Genomic DNA, 17,976 nt, shown 5'->3' with positions numbered 1-17,976 from the left:
TTGATTCGACGGGGAGCGTCGGCTTAGCTCCGGACAAAGGGGTGGCTCCGCCACCTGCGCGACCGGCCCGTCAGAGGCTGGCGCCCCAGAGGAAACGGGAACGCCGATGGCTGGAGCGGTCGAGGCCGCGCCTGCACGCGAGGACACTTTTCCCAAGCTCTTGCTGCGTCACGCCGCGGAGCGTGGCGGCCGGCCGGCGATGCGCGAGAAGCATCTCGGCATCTGGCAGACGTGGACGTGGGCAGAGGTACTCGCCGAGGTGCGCGCCGCCGCGCTCGGCTTCGAGCGCCGCGGCATCGGGCCGGGCGACGCTGTCGCGATCGTCGGGGCGAACCGGCCGCGGCTCTACTGGTCGATGCTCGCCGTGCAGTCGCTCGGCGCCGTGCCGGTGCCAGTTTATGCCGATTCCGTCGCCGACGAGATCGCCTACGTGCTGTCCCACGCCGAGGTGGTCGCCGCCGTCTGCCAGGACCAGGAGCAGGTCGACAAGCTGATCCAGGTCGCCGGGGAAACGCCGAAGCTCAAGTTCCTCGTCTATGACGAACCGCGCGGCCTCAGCGACTACGGGCGCGACCGCCTGCACGCCTTCACCGAGATCCAGGACGAGGGTCGCGCCGCGATGACGGCCGACCCCGGGCTCGCGGACCACTGGGCCGCGCGTGTCCGCGCCGGCTCGCCGGACGACGTCTCCGTCATTCTCTACACCTCCGGTACCACCGGGCGCTCGAAGGGCGTCATGCTGTCGGCCGGCGGCTGCGTGGCCGCGGCGCGCGACACGGTCGCCTTCGACAAGCTCACCGACCGCGACGAGGTGCTCGCCTACCTGCCGCTCGCCTGGGTCGGCGATCACTATCTCAACTACGCCCAGGCGCTGGTCGCCGGCTTCTGCATCGCCTGTCCGGAGAGCGCGGAGACGGTGACGCAGGACCTGCGCGAGATCGGGCCGAGCTTCTACTTCGCGCCGCCGCGCGTCTTCGAGGGGCTGCTCACCCGCGTCACCATCCGCATGGAGGACGCCTCGCGGCTGAAGCGGGCGATGGTGCGCCATTTCCTCGCTGTCGCCCGCCGCCACGGCGCGGCGATCCTCGACGGCCGGCCGGTGCCGCTCACGGGCCGTCTCGCCTATGCGCTCGGTGAGTTCCTCGTCTACGGGCCGCTGAAGAACGTGCTCGGCTTCAGCCGCATCCGCGTCGCCTACACCGCCGGCGAGGCGATCGGGCCGGACCTGTTCGCCTTCTGGCGTGGCCTCGGGCTCAACCTCAAGCAGCTCTACGGCCAGACGGAAGCCTTCCTCTACGTCACTTGCCAGGCCGACGGCGACATCCGCTCCGACACCGTCGGGCCGCCGGCGCCCAACGTCGCGCTTCGCATCGCCGACGACGGCGAGGTGCAGTTCAAGAGCCCCGGCATGTTCCTCGGCTACTTCCGCGACGAGGACCGCACCGCCGAGACGATGACGCCGGACGGCTTCGTCAAGACCGGCGACGCCGGCTTCTTCACGCCGGACGGCCACCTCAAGATCATCGACCGCGCCCGCGACGTCGGCCGCCTCGCCGACGCCACGCTGTTTGCGCCGAAATATATCGAGAACAAGCTGAAGTTCTTCCCGACCATCCGCGAGGCGGTGGCCTTCGGCGACGGGCGCGGCTTCGTCACCGTCATGCTCAACATCGACCTCACCGCCGTCGGCGACTGGGCCGAGCGCGCCGACATCTCCTATGCGAGCTATCAGGAGCTCGCCGCCCACCCGCGCGTCATCGACCTCCTGGAACAGGCCGTCGACCAGGTGAACCGCGACCTCGCCGCCGAGCCGGCGATGGCGGGCGCGCAGATCCGCCGCTTCCTCGTCCTCCACAAGGAACTCGATGCCGACGACGGCGAGCTGACGCGCACCCAGAAGGTCCGCCGCGGCTTCATCGCCGACCGCTACGCCCCCTTGATCGAGGCACTCTATGACGGTTCGACCGAGCGCCACGTGCGCACCGAGGTGACCTTCGAGGATGGTCGCCGCGGCGCCATCGAGGCGACGGTGTCGATCCGCGACATGACCCCCCACGCCGGCCCGGCGCCGGCGCTTAGCGAGGCGGCCGAGTGACGGCGGCCGTCACCACCATCCGCGCCGCCGCGACGGACGCGGGCGCCCCGCCGCTGCTGGCGCTCGAGGGGGTGACGCTGTCGTTCGGCGGCGTGCGAGCGATCAACGACGTGTCGTTCGACGTCCGCAAGGGCGAGATCCGCGCCATCATCGGCCCGAACGGCGCCGGCAAGACGTCGATGCTCAACGTCATCAACGGCTTCTACCACCCCCAGCAGGGCACCATCACCTACAAGGGCACGGTGCGCCGGCGCATGCGCCCCTATGATGCCGCGAGCCAGGGCATCGCCCGCACCTTCCAGAACGTCGCCCTGTTCAAGGGCATGACGACCCTCGACAACATCATGGCCGGCCGGACGCTCAAGATGAAGCGCGGCTTCCTCTGGCAGTGCCTGCGCTACGGACCGGCGCTCAGCGAGGAGATCGAGAACCGGCGGGCGGTGGAGGAGATCATCGACTTCCTGGAGATCGAGGCGATCCGCAAGACGCCGGTCGGCAAGCTGCCCTACGGACTGCAGAAGCGCGTCGAGCTCGCCCGCGCCCTCGCCATGGAGCCGGAACTCCTACTCCTCGACGAGCCGATGGCCGGCATGAACCTCGAGGAGAAGGAGGACATGTCCCGCTACATCCTCGACGTGAACCGGCTGTGGGGCACGACGATCGCCCTGATCGAGCACGACATGGGCGTCGTCATGGACCTCTCCGACCGCGTCGTCGTGCTCGACTACGGCGTCAAGATCGCCGACGGCCCGCCGGAAGAGGTGCAGAAGAACCAGGACGTCATCGACGCCTATCTCGGAGTGCCGCACTGATGGCGCGCGGGGGGCAGGGCTGATGGACGTTCTCTGGGCCGTGCTGGTGCAGCCCTTCGTCGACATGGTGTCGGCGCCCGACTTCCTGCTGCAGGTGCTTTGGGACGGCTTCGTCGGCGGCGTCCTCTATGCCCTGATCGCGCTCGGCTTCGTGCTGATCTTCAAGGCGTCCGGCATCTTCAACTTCGCGCAAGGCATCATGGTGGTGTTCGCGGCGCTGACGCTGGTCGGGCTCTATGCGCTCGGAATGCCGGCTTGGGTGGCGCTGGCGCTGACGCTCGTCGTGATGTTCGTGCTCGCGGTCGCGGTGGAGCGGCTGGTGCTCAGGCCGCTGGTCAACCAACCCGACATCATCCTGTTCATGGCGACGATCGGGCTCACCTATTTCCTCATCGGCCTCGGCGAGTTCGTCTTCGGCGGCGAGCCGAAGGTGATGATCACCGAGGCGCTCGGGCTGCCGACCGGCATGCGCGAGTGGGAGGTGTTCGGCGGCGTCGTCTTCTTCCAGGAGATCGACATTGCCGCAGCGGCGATTGCCATCGTCATGGTGGTCGGCATCGGCATCTTCTTCCACAAGACGCGCATCGGCCGGGCGCTGCGGGCGGTCGCCGACGACCACCAGGCGGCGCTGTCGGTCGGCATCTCGCTCGAGCAGATCTGGGTGATCGTCTGGTTCACCGCCGGCGTCGTCGCGCTCGCCACCGGCATCATGTGGGGCGCCCGCTCCGACGTGTCGTTCGCCCTGCAGATCATCGCGCTCAAGGCGCTGCCGGTGCTGATCCTCGGCGGCTTCACCTCGATCCCCGGCGCCATCGTCGGCGGCCTGATCATCGGCATCGGCGAGAAGCTCGGCGAGATCTACTGGGGCCCGCTTATCGGCGGCGGCATCGAGAGCTGGCTCGCCTACGTCATCGCCCTCGTCTTCCTGCTGTTCCGCCCGCAGGGGCTGTTCGGCGAGCGCATCATCGAACGGGTCTGAGGAGAACGCATCAGTGTTCTATCGCGAGGCCGGCCAGTTCAAGACGAGCTACCGCGCCGACATGGCGGTGTTCCCGATCCTGCAGGACCGGATCGGGCTCGGCGTGATCGTGCTCGTGGCCGTCGTGCTGGTGCCGCTGCTCGGCGACGACTTCTTCCTCAACACCATCATGATCCCGTTCCTGATCATGGCGCTGGCGACGATCGGGCTGAACATCCTCACCGGCTATGCCGGCCAGCTGTCGCTCGGCGCCGGCGGCTTCATGGGGGCGGGGGCCTATGCCTGCTACAAGCTGACGACCTACTTCCCGGACACCAACATCCTGATCCTGGTGCTCGCCTCGGGCCTCGTCTCGGCGGCGATCGGCATCGTCTTCGGGCTGCCGTCGCTGCGCATCAAGGGGTTCTATCTGGCGGTGGCGACGCTCGCCGCGCAGTTCTTCCTCGAGTGGTGCTTCATCCGCATCCCCTGGCTCTACAATTCCAACGCGTCGGGGGCGATCGAGGTGCCCGGCCGCACGGGCTTCGGCCTCGTCCTCACCGGGCCGTCGGCCACGCCGGAGGCGCGCTACTTCGCCGTCCTCGGCCTCGTCGCGCTGCTGACGTGGATTGCCTCCAACCTCGTTCACGGCCGCATCGGCCGCTCGTGGATGATGATCCGCGACATGGACATCGCCGCCGAGCTGATCGGCGTACGCCCGCTCCGGGCAAAGCTCACGGCGTTCGCGGTGTCGTCGTTCTATCTCGGCGTCGCCGGTGCGATGATGGTGTTCTTCTGGCTCGGCGCGGCGGAGCCGTCGTCGTTCTCGATCAACCTGTCGTTCCTGATCCTGTTCATGACGATCATCGGCGGCCTCGGCAGCCTCGTCGGCTCGTTCTTCGGCGCCGCCTTCATCTTCATCCTGCCGGTGCTGATCCGCGCCGCCCCGCGCACCTTCGGCATCGACGTGGCAGCCGATGCCGTGCAGCATCTCACCTACATGATCATCGGGGCACTGATCATCGTCTTCCTGATCCTCGAGCCGCACGGCCTCGCGCGGCTCTGGCAGGTGGGCAAGCAGAAGCTGAGGACGTGGCCGTTCCCCTACTAGGGCGGCCGGAGATTGCGACGGGGCGGAGACCCCGCGCGGAGGAGACGGCCGGCGGCATCCGCCCCGGCAAACCGACGAGGGAGGCACGAGCATGACACTGAAGCGCACCCTGACGGCCACGGTGCTCGCCGGCGCGATGGCGGCGTTCGCCGCGGCGCCGGCCTTCGCCGAGGGGCTCTACATCCCGCTTCTCACCTATCGCACCGGGCCGTTCGCCAATTCCGGCATCCCGATCGCCAACGGCATGAACGACTACCTGCAGATGCTGAACGAGCGCGACGGCGGCATCGGCGGCGTCAAGATCGTCATCGAGGAGTGCGAGACCGGCTACGACACGCAGAAGGGCGTGGAGTGCTACGAGGCGGTGAAGGGCAAGAAGCCCTTGTTCATGAACCCCTGGTCCACCGGAATCACGCTCGCCGTCATCCCGAAGGCGAACGTCGACCACATCCCGGTGCTGTCGATGGCCTACGGCCTGTCGGCCGCCGCCGAGGGCGAGACCTTCCCGTGGGTGTTCAACCCGCCGATGACCTACTGGGACGGCGCCTCCGCCGTCATCAAGTACATCGGCGAGCAGGAGGGCGGGCTCGACAACCTCAAGGGCAAGAAGATCGGCTACATCTTCCTCGACGCCGGCTATGGCCGCGAGCCGATCCCGCTTCTCCAGGACCTCGCCACCAAGTACGGCTTCGAACTCCTGCAGTACCCGGTGCCGGCGCAGGAGATGCAGAACCAGTCCTCGCAGTGGCTGAACGTGCGCCGCGACAAGCCGGACTACATGGTGATGTGGGGCTGGGGCGCCATGAACCCCACCGCCGTCAAGGAGGCTGCGAAGATCCGCTACCCGATGGACAAGTTCATCGGCGTCTGGTGGGCGGGCGGCGAGGACGACGCGCGCCCGGCCGGTGCCGGCGCCGTCGGCTACAAGACGCTCAACTTCAACGGCGTCGGCCCCGACTATCCGGCGCTGCAGGACATCAAGACCCACGTCGTCGACAAGGGGACGTCGAAGGTCGATGCCTCGAAGTTCGGTGAGAACCTCTACAATCGCGGCGTCTACAACTCGGTGCTGATGGCGGAGGCGATCCGCAACGCCCAGACCATTACCGGGAAGGCCGACGTCACCGCCGAGGATGTCCGCAAGGGCATGGAGACGCTGGAGATCTCCGCCGAGCGGCTGAAGGAGATCGGCCTCGACGGCTTCATGACGCCGATCAAGCTCTCCTGTGCCAATCACTCCGGCCACCACGACGTCTATGTGCAGCAGTGGGACGGCACCACCTGGCAGCGGGTGAGCGACTGGTTCCCGCCGATGACCGACGTTGTCGAGCCGCTGCTCGAGGCCTCTGCGGCGGACTATGTCTCGAAGAACCAGCCCTGGCCGGCCCGCGCCGAGCCGTGCTCGTGAGCGAGACGTCCGCAACGGCAGCGGCGGGGCAAGCCCCCGCCGCGGCAAGCATCCCCGCCGCCGCGGCCGCCGCGGTGCCGATCCTCTCGGTGAACAACATCGAGGTGATCTACGACCACGTCATCCTGGTGCTGAAGGGCGTCTCGCTCACCGTTCCCGAAGGCGGCGTCGTGGCGCTCCTTGGCGCCAACGGCGCCGGCAAGACGACGACGCTGAAGGCGATCTCCAACCTTCTCGGCGCCGAGCGCGGCGCCGTGACGAAGGGCTCGATTGTCTTCCGCGGCGAGGCGGTGGAGGCGTTGTCGCCGAACGCCCTCGTCCGGCGCGGCTGCATCCAGGTGATGGAGGGCCGCCACTGTTTCGGCCACCTGTCCATCGAGGAGAATCTCCTCACCGGCGCCTACACCCGCCGCGACGGCGGCGCCGCGATCAAACGCGACCTCGAGCTCGTCTACACCTACTTCCCGCGCCTGAAGGTCCGCCGCGCCTCGCAGGCCGGCTACACGTCGGGCGGCGAGCAGCAGATGTGCGCCATCGGCCGGGCGCTGATGTCGCGGCCGAAGATGATCCTGCTCGACGAGCCGTCGATGGGTCTCGCGCCGCAGCTCGTCGAGGAGATCTTCGAGATCGTCCACCGGCTGAACGCCGATGAAGGCGTCTCCTTCCTGCTCGCCGAGCAGAACACCAACGTCGCGCTGCGCTACGCCACCCACGGCTACATCCTGGAGAACGGCCGCGTCGTCATGGACGGCCCGGCGAGCGCGCTGTCGGCCAACGAGGACGTCCGCGAGTTCTATCTCGGCGTCGGCGGCGAGGGGCGGAAGTCCTTCCGCGACGTCAAGCACTACAAGCGGCGCAAGCGGTGGCTGTCATGAGCCGCCCCTTCGACGACCGCGAGACGCAGGACCCAGCCGTCCGCGAGGCGGATCTGTTCGCGCAGCTGCCGGCGCAGCTCGCCGAGGCCGTCGTGGCGGCGCCCGGCTGGGCCGAGATCCTCGCCGGCCATGACCTCGCCTCCATCCGCGACCGCGCGGCGCTCGCCCGCCTGCCGGTGACGCGCAAGTCGACCCTGGTCGAGCGCCAGCGGGCGCACCCGCCCTTCGGCGGCCTCGCCGTGCCCGATCCTGGGCTGTGGGGGCGCCTGTTCCTGTCGCCCGGTCCGATCTTCGAGCCGCAGGGGCCGGGACCCGATCCGTGGGGCGGCGCCCGCGCGCTCTATGCCGCCGGCATCCGCAAGGGCGACATCGTCCACAATGCCTTCGCCTATCACCTGACGCCGGGCGGCTTCATTCTCGACGAGGCGGCCCGCGCGCTCGGCTGCGCCGTCATCCCCGCCGGCGTCGGCAACACCGAGGCGCAGCTCGACGCCATCGCCGCCCTGAAGCCCGTCGCCTACTGCGGCACCCCGGATTTCCTGAAAGTGCTGCTCGACAAGGGCGAGGAGCTCGGCCGCGACATGTCCTCGATCGTCCGCGCCGTCGTCTCCGGGGCGGCGCTGCCGAAGAGCCTTTCCGCCGAGTTCGCCCGCCGTGGCATCGCGGCCTTCCAGGCCTACGCCACCGCCGAACTCGGCATCCTCGCCTTCGAGACGAGCGGCCGGTCGGGCCTCGTCGTCAACGAGGACATCATCCTCGAGATCGTCCGCCCCGGCACCGGCGATCCGGTCGCCCCGGGGGAGGTCGGCGAGGTGGTGGTGACACGGATGTCGCCGGCCTACCCGCTCGTCCGCTTCGGCACCGGCGACCTGTCGGCGCTGCTGCCGGGGCCGAGCCCGTGCGGGCGCACCAACTTGCGCCTCGAAGGCTGGATGGGCCGCGCCGACCAGCGCACCAAGGTGAAGGGCATGTTCGTCGACCCGGCGCAGGTCGACCAGGTGGTCAAGCGTCACCCGGAGGTCCGCCGCGCCCGCCTCGTCGTCGGGCGCGCCGACGAGCAGGACACCATGACGCTGCGCTTCGAGGCGGCCGTCGACGGCGAGGCCGGCGCGACCCTCGCCGAGGCCGTGGCGGCGACGCTCCGCGACGTCACCAAGCTCTCCGGCACCGCCGAACCCGTCCCCGCCGGCACGCTCGCCAACGACGGCAAGGTCATCGACGACACCCGCCCGGTGGGGTGAGCGTCCCTTCTCCCGGCGATACCTCGCGGAGGGAAGAGCTGCCGGGGTGCGAAGGGCTCGCCCCGGATGGCCACCGCCGCCCACCTCCGCTAGCCTCGGCCCATGTCGGATTCGCCGTCCCCGCTCCACATCCTCCTGCACGTGCCGAAGTGTGCGGGTCGCACGATCGAGGTGCATCTCGCGGCGCACATGCCGGCGGGCGCCTTCTTCTTGCCGCGCCATCCCGGCCGCGGCGGCGTCTCGAAGATGCCGCCGCCGGACGGCATCCGGGCGCTCTCCGGCCACCACCTCGCCCGCTCGATCGAGGCGCGCTTTGAAGGCCGCGACATCCGCCGCAGCGTCCTCCTGCGCGATCCGCTGAGTTTCCAGGTCTCCTACTACAACTTCAAGATGATGCGGTACCTCGCCTCCGGCGCGCGGCCCTTTTCCTTCGCCCTCTACTACCGGGCCCTGCAGCGCGATCCGATGGCGCACTTCCTGCTGTCGCGCTGGCTGGAAGTGTCGCCCGCGCGGCTTCTCCTCATGCCGGTGGCCGAGAAGTGGCGACGTCTCTGCGAGGCGCTTTCCGGCTTCTGGTTCGTCGGCGACTACCGCCGCTGCGACGACCTGATCGCCGCCGTCGCCCCGGCGCTCGGCGTGCCGGCGCGGGCCAAGCGCGTCAACGACGAGGCCGCCTGGGCGCGCACTGTCGACTGGCGACCCCTGACGGCGGCCGATCTCGGCGACGAGCAGCGCCGCCGCATCCCGCTGGAAAACCCTCTCGACGCCGCCTTGTACGCCACGTGGTCCGGAGCCGGCCACGACGCTGCGTCCGTGCGGCCCGGCGCACCTCCCGCCGCGTCGGACTTCCTCGCCCACGAACTCGTTCGCCCCTACTGGGAAGCCCGCCGTCGCCTCGCCCGCGGCTGGACGATGCGCCCGAGGGGAAATGAGGTGATCGGCGCGGACTAGGCGCTAATCGCCGATGGCGACCATCTCGGCGCTCCCGCACAGGCAGGCCAACTCGCAGCCGTAGGACGCCTCGATCTGCACGAACACCGACCGGCCTTCGACGACGTCGCGCAGGTTCTGGGCGATTGCCGCCTCCATGCGCCCCCGAACGGGCTCCACCACCGAGGGGTGCGGCTCGCCGGCGATGTTCCGGAAGGAGGACATGTCGCGCGGCTCGATCCCGTTTGCGAGGACCATGTCGAGGATGATGTTGCCCTCCTTGAACTCGTTGGCGAGGAGCCTCTTCACGGCGAACAGATGCAGCAGGTACCGCTCTCCGGAAAACCTGCGCAGTCCGATCGCGGCGGTCTTGTCCTCGGACACGGCGATCGACGTCAGCCATCCGTCGTGGAAGCCCGGTTTCATCAACCGGCCACCCGCGCCGAGTTCCATGTTGCGGATCGCGCTCATGCTTCCCCGGGGTCTCCCTCCACCTCCGCCCGCGCCGCTTCGCGGAACAGGCGGCGGATGACCTTGCCGGTGGAGGTGAGCGGGATGTCGGCGACGAAGGCGACCTCGCGCGGATATTCGTGCGCCGACAGTCGCGTGCGGACGAAGTCGCGGATCTCGGCGGCGAGCGCGTCGGACGGCGGAAAGCCCGGCTTCAGCGCCACGTAGGCCTTGACGATCTCGGTGCGGATCGGGTCGGGCTTGCCGACGGCGGCGGCGAGCGAGACGGCCGGATGGCCGACGAGGCAGTCCTCGATCTCGGCCGGGCCGATGCGGTAGCCGGCCGAGGTGATGACGTCGTCGTCGCGGCCGACGAAATGGACGTAGCCGTCCTCGTCCATCATCCCCTGGTCGCCGGTCACCATGAAGTCGCCGACGAACTTCGCCGCGGTCGCCTCCGGCTTGTTCCAGTAGCCGAGGAACATCACCGGGTCGGGGCGGGCGACCGCTATCTGGCCGAGCGTGCCCGCGGGCTGCGGCCGGCCGGCGTCGTCGATGATCGCCACCGTGTGCCCCGGCACCGGCTTGCCGATCGCGCCGGCCCGGCTCACCCCGATCGCCGCGCAGGCGCCGAGCACCAGGTTGCACTCGGTCTGGCCGTAGAACTCGTTGATGGTGACGCCGAGCGCGGACCGGCCCCACTCGTAGGTCTCGCTGCCGAGCGCCTCGCCGCCGGAGCCGACCGTCCGGAGGCTCGGCCGCACCGCGGGCGGCGGCGCGGCGCGCATCAGCTTGAGGGCCGTCGGCGGCAGGAAGACGTTGCGCACGCCGTGCTCCGCCATCAGCCGCCAGGCGCGCTCCGGATCGAACTTGATCGCCGCGTGGCTGACCACCGGCACGCCGAGCATCAGGCCCGGCAGCACGACGTTGAGAAGCCCGCCCGCCCACGCCCAGTCGGCCGGCGTCCACAGCCGGTCGCCGGATTGGGGCAGGAACTCGTGGTGCATCTCGACGCCGGGCAGGTGGCCGATCAGCACGCGGTGGGCGTGCAGCGCGCCCTTCGGCGGCCCGGTGGTGCCGGAGGTGTAGATCATCATCGCCGGGTCGTCGGCGGCGGTCTGGCTGAGGATCGGCGCGTCGCTCGCCGCCTCCAGCAGCGCCTCGAGGCGGAGCGCGCCCGGCGCGTCGCCGTCGACGGCGATGACGAGGTCGAGCGCCGGCGGGCGGACGGTAAGCGCGGCGATGCGCTCGGCGCCGGCGGCGGTGGTGATCACCGCGCGCGCGCCGGCGTCGGTCAGCCGGAAGGCGAGCGCCTCCGGTCCGAACACCAGCGCCAGTGGCAGGGCGACGGCGGCGAGCTTGTAGAGGGCGAAGTGGGCGACGAGCGTCGTCGGCCCCTGCGGCAGCAGGATCGCCACCCGGTCGCCGGCCGCGATGCCGTGCGCGGCGAGGGCATGGGCGAGGCGGTTCGAGCGGCGCGACAGGTCGCCGTAGCTGACCTCGCGCGACGTCAGGTCGGCGTCGAGGTCGATCAGCGCGACACGCTCGGGCTCGGTGCGCGCCCAGCGCTCGCAGGCGGCTTCGGCGATATTGAAGCGCGCCGGCACCCGCCAGCGGAAGCGGCGGACGAGGTCGTCATAGGTCTCGGCGCGGTCGAGCATCGCCGCCCCTCCGGTTGGCTCGGGCGCGCGACCTTAAGGCTGCTGCGGATCGCCCGCCAGCACGACGCTCCAGAACAGCCGGTACTTGCTTTTCGGCGCGTAGCCGATGGCGATACCGATGCGGGTGACGCCCGGCGTCAGCAGCTTCTCGTTCTGCGGCTTCGATTCCCGAAGTCCCGAAAACATCTCGGCGATGGTGCGGTATCCGGCCGAGACGCTCTCCACCGCCACGTCTGTGCGATAACCGGCCTTCGCCAGGCGGGCCTGGATGTCGCGGGCGGAGGTCAGCGAGACCCGGACATTGTCGCCCGCCGCCATGGCGCGCGCCTGTTCCGTCGCGACCTCCTCCAGCACCCGGTCGACGACGACGGGGCCGAGGCCCTGCTGCGCGCGGTAGCTCGAGATCATGCCGGCGGCCGTTGCCGTGTCGAGCACGGCCGAGGGCCTGTCGAGGTGCTGGTAGAAGGTCGGGACCGTCGGAAGCCGCTCCTCGGCGCAGCCGGCGAGGAGCAGGAGCGCGGCCACGGCCGCGAAGGGGGTGCGAATCGTCATGTGGCGCCGACCATCCGGCCGGGCGAGACGGCCGTCAAGCGGCGCCCTCATGGCCCGGCGATCGGCGGGATCGCCTTCAGGTACGCCGCCACCGCCTCGCGGTCGGCGGCCGGCACGTGCGACCAGTTCGTCACCACCGAGGCCATCGAGCCGCCGAGCGAGTCGTAGTCGGGCGTGAAGCCGCTCTCGAGCGCATAGGCGATCTCGCCTTCGGACCACTCGCCGAACTGGCCAGCGACCGGCGTGATGTTCGGGATGGTGCCCTTGCCCTCGGGCGAGGGGCCGCCGGCGAGCCAGCGGTCGCGCTCCATGCCGCCGAAGACGCTGCGTGGCGTGTGGCACTCGCCGCAGTGGCCGGGCCCCTCGACGAGGTAACCGCCCGCCTGCGCCTGCTCGGAATAGGCCGGGCTGGGCCGGTACGGCTCGCCGTCGAGATAAAGCAGCTTCCACAGGCCGAGGCCGCGGCGGAAATTGTAGGGGAAGGCGAGGTCCGGGCCCGCGACGACGTTCTCGGCCGCCGGCAAGGTGTCGAGATAGGCCTTGAGGTCGATGAGGTCTTCCGTCCGCATCCGCTGGTAGGACGCGTAGGGGAAGGCCGGATAATAGTGCCGCCCGTCCGGCGAAGTGCCGTCCTTCATGGCGGTGACGAAGTCGGCGAGCGACCAGCCGCCGATGCCGGTGGCGCGGTCCGGCGTGATGTTCGGCGCGCGGAAGGTGCCGAACGGCGTCGGCAGTTCGAGGCCGCCGGCGAGCACGAGCTTGTCGTCGCCCTGCGCGCCCGGCCGGGCGTGGCACGACGCGCAGCCGCCGGCCCAGAACATCCGCTCGCCATTGGCGAGATCAGCCGTGTGGGCGGGCAGCGACGCGGCGTCGACCCGCTTCGGCTCTGTCAGCCACCAGAACGCCCCGCCGCCGAGACCGGCGGCGAGGACGAGGACGAGGAGCAGGCGGAGCACGCGGCCGCTCAGTTCTTCTGGATGCGGTAGTCCTGGTGGCAGGCCTTGCAGTTGGCCGCCATCGCGCCGAAGGCCGGCTTGAAGGCTTCGAGGCCGCCATCGGCTGCCGTGCCGGCGGCTTGAGCGGCGGTGGCCATCTTGGCGGAGATCGCGTCGAAGTCGGACTTCACCTCCCAGATCTTCGGCGAGGCCTCGGTGTCGCCGCCCGTCTCGGTGCCGGCGGGGAACAGCGTCGGGAAGATCTCGGCGTTGGCGGCGATCGTCGCCATCGCGCCCTTTGCGGCGGCGGCGTCCCACGGTGTCTTGCCCTGCACCATCTCGGCCGAGACCTTGGTGGCGTCGGCGATGCCCTTCATCAGCTTCTGGCGGTCGGCGATGGGATCGGCGGAGGCGGCGGAGGCGAGGAGGGTGAGCGTAGCGACGGCAGCGACGAGAAATTTCATGGCGGGGTCCCCGGAAGAGCAATCGGCCGGCGTCGCAGCAAAGGCGACACACGACATCTTATCATGGGTCCAAGTTGCGGCTTGGCCAGACTGGAAACGTTCACGACAGCGTTTCCGGACGGCGGCCCTGTGGTGCCGGTCCGTTCACTGGAAACGCTACAATCTCCCGACCGTTCCGGTCTCGTCCTCACCCCCGACCCGGCGCGGCGAAGAGGCGGCGCTCCTCGCGCACGCGCTGGGCGATCGCCTTCGTCACGGTCGCGACGCGGCCGCTGCGGCTGGTGTCGGGATGGGTGACGAGCCAGTAGCTGCGGCGGAAGGTGATCTCCGGCAGCACCGGCACGAGTTCGGGGAGCCGCGCCGCGACGTAGTCGTGGACGATGCCGAAGCCGTGGCCGGCGCGGATCGCCTCGACCTGGCCGACGACGCTCGCGCAATGGAAGCGCGCCGCCGCCGTGCCCTCGAAGGCGGCGGCGTAGTCGAGCGCCGCCGAATAGGAGAAGTCGTCGACGCCGGAGACGCAGACGTGGCCGGCGAGCTCCGCCTTCGAGGCCGGCTCGCCGTGCGCGGCGAGGTAGTCGCGGGTGGCGTAGACGCCGAGCGTGTAGTCGGTGAGCTTCGTCGCCACCAGCCGCCCGCGCGCCGGCCGCTCGAGCCCGATGGCGACGTCGGCCTCGCGCTTCGACAGCGAGAAGGTGCGCGGCAACGGCACCAGCTCGACGACGAGGCCGGGATGCAGGCTGGCGAGCCGGGCGAGTTCCGGGGCGAGGAAGTAGTTGCCGAGGCCGTCCGGCGCGCCGACCCGCACGGTGCCGCTGACGCCGCCGCCGCCCTCGGCGAGCTCGGCCTCGGCGGCCAGCGCCTCCGCTTCCATGCGCTCGGCGGTGGCGGCGAGCCGCTCGCCGGCCGCCGTCAGCGTGCAGCCGGACGGCCCGCGCTCGACCAGCATGGTGCCGAGGCCGGCCTCCAGCGCGTCGAGCTGGCGGGCGACGGTCGCGTGATTGAGGGAGAGCCGCCGCGCCGCGCCGAGGATCTGGCCGGCGCGGGCGACGGCGAGGAAGACGCGCAGCCGGTCCCAGTCCATTCGCCTCTCCGCTCGTCCTGCCTGCCCGATCCGCTGCGCATCACTTTCCGCACAACGGCTGCGCGACATTGCGTCTTGCTGTGCGCGGATGAAAGCGTCATCACCAAGGCCACGCTCGGCCCGATCCGTGCCGAGAGACGCATTTCTTCGGGAGAGAGCCCATGCTCGAGATCGGACATTTCATCGGCGGCAAGCCCGTCGCCGGCCGCTCCGGCCGCACCGCCGAGGTCTTCCAGCCGATGACCGGCGAAGTCCGCGGCCACGTCGCCCTCGCCTCCGTCGAGGAAGTGCGCGCCGCCGTCGAGAACGCCAAGAAGGCGCAGCCCGCCTGGGCCGCGACCAACCCGCAGCGCCGCGCCCGCGTGATGATGAAGTTCCTCGAGCTCTGCACGGCGAACGCCGACGAGCTCTCCGACCTCATCGCCCGCGAGCACGGCAAGACGCTGCCGGACGCCCGCGGTGACCTGCAGCGCGGCCTCGAGGTGGTCGAGTTCACCACCGGCATCCCGCATCTCCTCAAGGGCGAGTACACCGAGGGCGCCGGCCCCGGCATCGACATGTACTCGCTGCGCCAGCCGCTCGGCGTCGTCGCCGGCATCACGCCCTTCAACTTCCCGGCGATGATCCCGCTGTGGAAGGCCGCCCCTGCGATCGCCTGCGGCAACGCCTTCGTGCTGAAGCCGTCCGAGCGCGACCCGTCCTGCCCGATGCGCCTCGCCGAACTCTTCATCGAGGCCGGCGGCCCGCCCGGCATCTTCCAGGTGGTGAACGGCGACAAGGTCGCGGTCGACGCTCTCCTCGACGACCCGGACATCAAGGCGATCGGCTTCGTCGGCTCCTCGCCGATCGCCGAGTACATCTATGCCCGTGCCGCGGCGACGGGGAAGCGCGCCCAGTGCTTCGGCGGCGCCAAGAACCACATGATCATCATGCCGGACGCCGACCTCGACCAGACGGTCGACGCCCTGATCGGCGCCGGCTACGGCTCGGCCGGCGAGCGCTGCATGGCGATCTCGGTCGCCGTTCCCGTCGGCGAGGCCACCGCCAACCGGCTGATGGAGAAGCTCGTCCCGCGCGTCGAGAGCCTGAAGGTCGGCCCGTCGACCGATCCGTCGGCCGACTTCGGCCCGATGGTGACGAAGGCCCACCGCGACAAGGTGAAGGGCTACATCGACCTCGGCGTCGAGGAAGGCGCCAAGCTCGTCGTCGACGGGCGCAACTTCCGCCTGCAGGGCTACGAGGACGGCTTCTATCTTGGCGGCTCGCTGTTCGACAACGTCACGGCCGACATGCGCATCTACCAGGAGGAGATCTTTGGGCCGGTGCTGTCGGTGGTGCGCGCCAAGGACTATGAAGAGGCGCTGTCGCTGCCCTCCAAGCACGAGTACGGCAACGGCGTCGCGATCTTCACCCGCGACGGCGACGCCGCGCGCGACTTCGCGGCCCGCGTCGACGTCGGCATGGTCGGCGTCAACGTGCCGATCCCGGTGCCGCTCGCCTACTACACCTTCGGCGGCTGGAAGCGCTCGGGCTTCGGCGACCTGAACCAGCACGGCCCGGACGCGATCCGCTTCTACACGAAGACGAAGACGGTCACCTCGCGCTGGCCGTCCGGCATCAAGGACGGCGCGGAGTTCTCGATCCCGACGATGAAGTAGGCAGTCGGCAGTCGGCAGTCGGCAGTCGGGAAGGCGCGGCGGCGGTTGACCGTCCCTCCCCTGCCAGGGGGAGGGACAGACCGCGAAGCGGTCAGGGTGGGGCCCGTGAAATCACGGGCTCGCCCTCTCAGTCGTCGCATCCCGGATTGACGGGCCCCCACCTGCCGGCTGCGCCGGCTGTCCTCCCCCCTGGCAGGGGGAGGACGCGTCGCGCGTGTCGCTTCCCGAATTGCCCCCCCTACCGCCCCGGCGCGTCCTCGAGCACCAGATCCGCCCCCTTCTCCCCCACCATGATCGCCGGCGCGTTCGTATTGCCCGACGTGACGTTCGGGAAGATCGAGGCGTCGATGACGCGCAGGCCCTCGAGGCCGTGTACCCTGAGCCGCGGATCGACGACCGACCGGGCCGGGTCGGGGCCCATGATGCAGGTGCCGCAGGGGTGGAAGACGGTGCCGGCGCGCTTGCGGGCGTCGTCGGCGAAGTCGGCCTCGGAAGCGATGGCCGCGCCCGGCTGCAGCTCCTCGGCGATGAGCGCCGACAGCGCCGGCGTCGCGGCGAGGCGGCGCATCAGGCGCGAACCCTCGACCATCTCCTCGATGTCGTGGTTGGTCGAGAGGTAGCCCGGGCGGATCGCCGGGGCCTCGAACGGGTCGGCGCTCCGGATCATGATCTCGCCGCGGCTCGTCGGGCGGCAGGCGGAATAGCCGAGCAGGAAGCCCGGATAGGGGTCGGGGTTCAAGAGCGGCCGCGTGCGCGGCGGCGCCTTGATGTAGCTGACGGGCGAGAAATAGAGCTGCAGGTTGGTGCGCGTGCGATCGGCCCGCCCGCGCACGAAGCCGCCGCCCTGGTTGACCGACAGCCCCAGCGGCCCGCCGCGCGTCGTGACGTAGCGCATGCCGGCGAGAAGCTTGCCCCACCAGGGATTGAGCTGCTGGTTCAGCGTCGGCAGCTTCGAGCGGTAGAGAAAGTCGACGCCGAGGTGGTCCTGCAGGTTGGCGCCGACGGCGTCGTTGCCGGCCACCACGGCGATGCCGTGGCGCTCGAGCAGGCGGGCCGGGCCGACGCCGGAGAGCTGCAGCAATTGCGGCGAGTTCACCGAGCCGGCCGAGAGGATCACCTCGCCCGCCGCCAGCACCGTCTCCTCCGGCCCGCCGCCGCGGCGGTAGGCGACGCCGACGGCGCGCCGGCCCTCGAACAGGATGCGGGTGGCGTGGGCCCCGGTGACCACGGTCAGGTTCGGCCGATGGCGGGCGGGCTTCAGGTAGGCGGTGGCGGTCGATTCCCGCCGGCCGTCGCGGGTCGACAGCGGATAGAGCCCGGCGCGGTCGCCGGGTTCGCCGTTGAGGTCGGCGACGGTGGGGAAGCCGAGCTGCCGGCAGGCCTCCAGATAGACCTGGCAGAGCGGGTGCATGTGGCGGGAGGCGTCCGACACCGACAGCGGCCCGTCGGTGCCGTGCAGCGGGCCCGGGAACGCGCTCCGCTCCATCTTGCGGAAGTAGGGCAGCACGCTCGCCCAGTCCCAGCCGGGGTTGCCGGCGCCCGCCCAGTCGTCGAAGTCGGCCGGCTCGCCGCGGATGAACACCATCGCGTTGATCGAGCTCGAGCCGCCCAGCACCTTGCCGCGCGGCCAGTAGCTTTCCCGGCCGGCGAGGCCGGGGTCCGCCTCGGCGACGTACATCCAGTTGACCGAGGGGTCGTAGAAGATGCGGCCGTAGCCGATCGGCGTGCGAATCCAGAAGCGC

Annotated in this window: 16 protein-coding genes; 9 read left to right on the top strand and 7 right to left on the bottom strand. The window is 70.3% G+C overall.

All coding sequences use genetic code 11. The features are described from left to right. Positions 1 to 106: 106 nt before the first annotated feature. From RUR49_RS01075 to RUR49_RS01040, 8 genes are all read left to right on the top strand, one after another. On the top strand, positions 107 to 2,095 hold the full coding sequence (locus RUR49_RS01075; protein WP_409144480.1) for an AMP-dependent synthetase/ligase: 1,989 nt from the start codon (positions 107 to 109) through the stop codon (positions 2,093 to 2,095). After that, positions 2,092 to 2,907, top strand: a complete 816-nt coding sequence (locus RUR49_RS01070) for an ABC transporter ATP-binding protein (protein WP_409144479.1) — start codon at positions 2,092 to 2,094, stop codon at positions 2,905 to 2,907. Before RUR49_RS01075 ends, RUR49_RS01070 begins: the two co-directional genes overlap by 4 nt. 22 nt (positions 2,908 to 2,929) lie before the next feature. Further along, positions 2,930 to 3,886, top strand: a complete 957-nt coding sequence (locus RUR49_RS01065; RefSeq protein ID WP_409144478.1) for a branched-chain amino acid ABC transporter permease — start codon at positions 2,930 to 2,932, stop codon at positions 3,884 to 3,886. Between the two features lie 13 nt (positions 3,887 to 3,899). Continuing rightward, on the top strand, positions 3,900 to 4,976 hold the full coding sequence (locus RUR49_RS01060) for a branched-chain amino acid ABC transporter permease (protein ID WP_409144477.1): 1,077 nt from the start codon (positions 3,900 to 3,902) through the stop codon (positions 4,974 to 4,976). Positions 4,977 to 5,067: 91 nt separating this feature from the next. Then, the gene (locus tag RUR49_RS01055) at positions 5,068 to 6,384 is read left to right on the top strand and encodes an ABC transporter substrate-binding protein (RefSeq protein WP_409144476.1); all 1,317 of its coding nucleotides are present in this window, start codon (positions 5,068 to 5,070) and stop codon (positions 6,382 to 6,384) included. A 50-nt stretch (positions 6,385 to 6,434) separates the two neighbouring features. Beyond that, a complete protein-coding gene (locus RUR49_RS01050; RefSeq protein ID WP_409144632.1) occupies positions 6,435 to 7,259 on the top strand; it encodes an ABC transporter ATP-binding protein in 825 nt (274 codons plus the stop codon). Further along, complete coding sequence (locus tag RUR49_RS01045; protein WP_409144475.1) at positions 7,256 to 8,500, top strand: phenylacetate--CoA ligase family protein; 1,245 nt, start codon at positions 7,256 to 7,258, stop codon at positions 8,498 to 8,500. Before RUR49_RS01050 ends, RUR49_RS01045 begins: the two co-directional genes overlap by 4 nt. 102 nt (positions 8,501 to 8,602) lie before the next feature. Further along, positions 8,603 to 9,451, top strand: coding sequence for a hypothetical protein (locus RUR49_RS01040; RefSeq protein ID WP_409144474.1), 849 nt, complete (start codon positions 8,603 to 8,605; stop codon positions 9,449 to 9,451). Positions 9,452 to 9,454: 3 nt separating this feature from the next. Here the strand turns inward: RUR49_RS01040 and RUR49_RS01035 are convergent, their stop codons facing one another. The 6 genes from RUR49_RS01035 to RUR49_RS01010 form a co-directional block, all read right to left on the bottom strand. After that, on the bottom strand, positions 9,455 to 9,901 hold the full coding sequence (locus RUR49_RS01035) for a hypothetical protein (RefSeq protein ID WP_409144473.1): 447 nt from the start codon (positions 9,899 to 9,901) through the stop codon (positions 9,455 to 9,457). After that, complete coding sequence (locus RUR49_RS01030; RefSeq protein WP_409144472.1) at positions 9,898 to 11,541, bottom strand: AMP-binding protein; 1,644 nt, start codon at positions 11,539 to 11,541, stop codon at positions 9,898 to 9,900. The genes RUR49_RS01035 and RUR49_RS01030 overlap by 4 nt, the downstream gene beginning before the upstream one ends. Positions 11,542 to 11,574: 33 nt before the next feature. Next, entirely contained in the window at positions 11,575 to 12,093 is a 519-nt protein-coding gene (locus RUR49_RS01025; RefSeq protein ID WP_409144471.1) for a CAP domain-containing protein, read from the bottom strand. Between the two features lie 47 nt (positions 12,094 to 12,140). Further along, positions 12,141 to 13,061, bottom strand: a complete 921-nt coding sequence (locus RUR49_RS01020) for a c-type cytochrome (protein WP_409144631.1) — start codon at positions 13,059 to 13,061, stop codon at positions 12,141 to 12,143. Beyond that, positions 13,058 to 13,492 (bottom strand): c-type cytochrome, encoded by a 435-nt coding sequence (locus RUR49_RS01015; protein WP_409144470.1) that lies wholly within the window; start codon positions 13,490 to 13,492, stop codon positions 13,058 to 13,060. The genes RUR49_RS01020 and RUR49_RS01015 overlap by 4 nt, the downstream gene beginning before the upstream one ends. Positions 13,493 to 13,679: 187 nt before the next feature. After that, positions 13,680 to 14,576, bottom strand: a complete 897-nt coding sequence (locus tag RUR49_RS01010) for a LysR family transcriptional regulator (RefSeq protein WP_409144469.1) — start codon at positions 14,574 to 14,576, stop codon at positions 13,680 to 13,682. A 161-nt stretch (positions 14,577 to 14,737) separates the two neighbouring features. On the opposite strand from RUR49_RS01010, the gene RUR49_RS01005 reads away from it, so the two are divergent. Beyond that, positions 14,738 to 16,234: a CoA-acylating methylmalonate-semialdehyde dehydrogenase gene (locus RUR49_RS01005; RefSeq protein ID WP_409144468.1), complete on the top strand. Its 1,497-nt coding sequence runs from the start codon at positions 14,738 to 14,740 to the stop codon at positions 16,232 to 16,234. Between the two features lie 238 nt (positions 16,235 to 16,472). Here the strand turns inward: RUR49_RS01005 and RUR49_RS01000 are convergent. Beyond that, positions 16,473 to 17,976, bottom strand: a 1,504-nt coding sequence (locus tag RUR49_RS01000) for a GMC family oxidoreductase (protein ID WP_409144467.1), incomplete at its 5' end; no start/stop codon positions are given.

The organism is Pseudoxanthobacter sp. M-2 (genome assembly GCF_046156265.1).
Lineage (GTDB): Bacteria > Pseudomonadota > Alphaproteobacteria > Rhizobiales > Segnochrobactraceae > CAMDHY01.
Note: the sequence above shows the minus strand (reverse complement) of the source record. Positions and strands in the feature narration are given on the sequence as shown.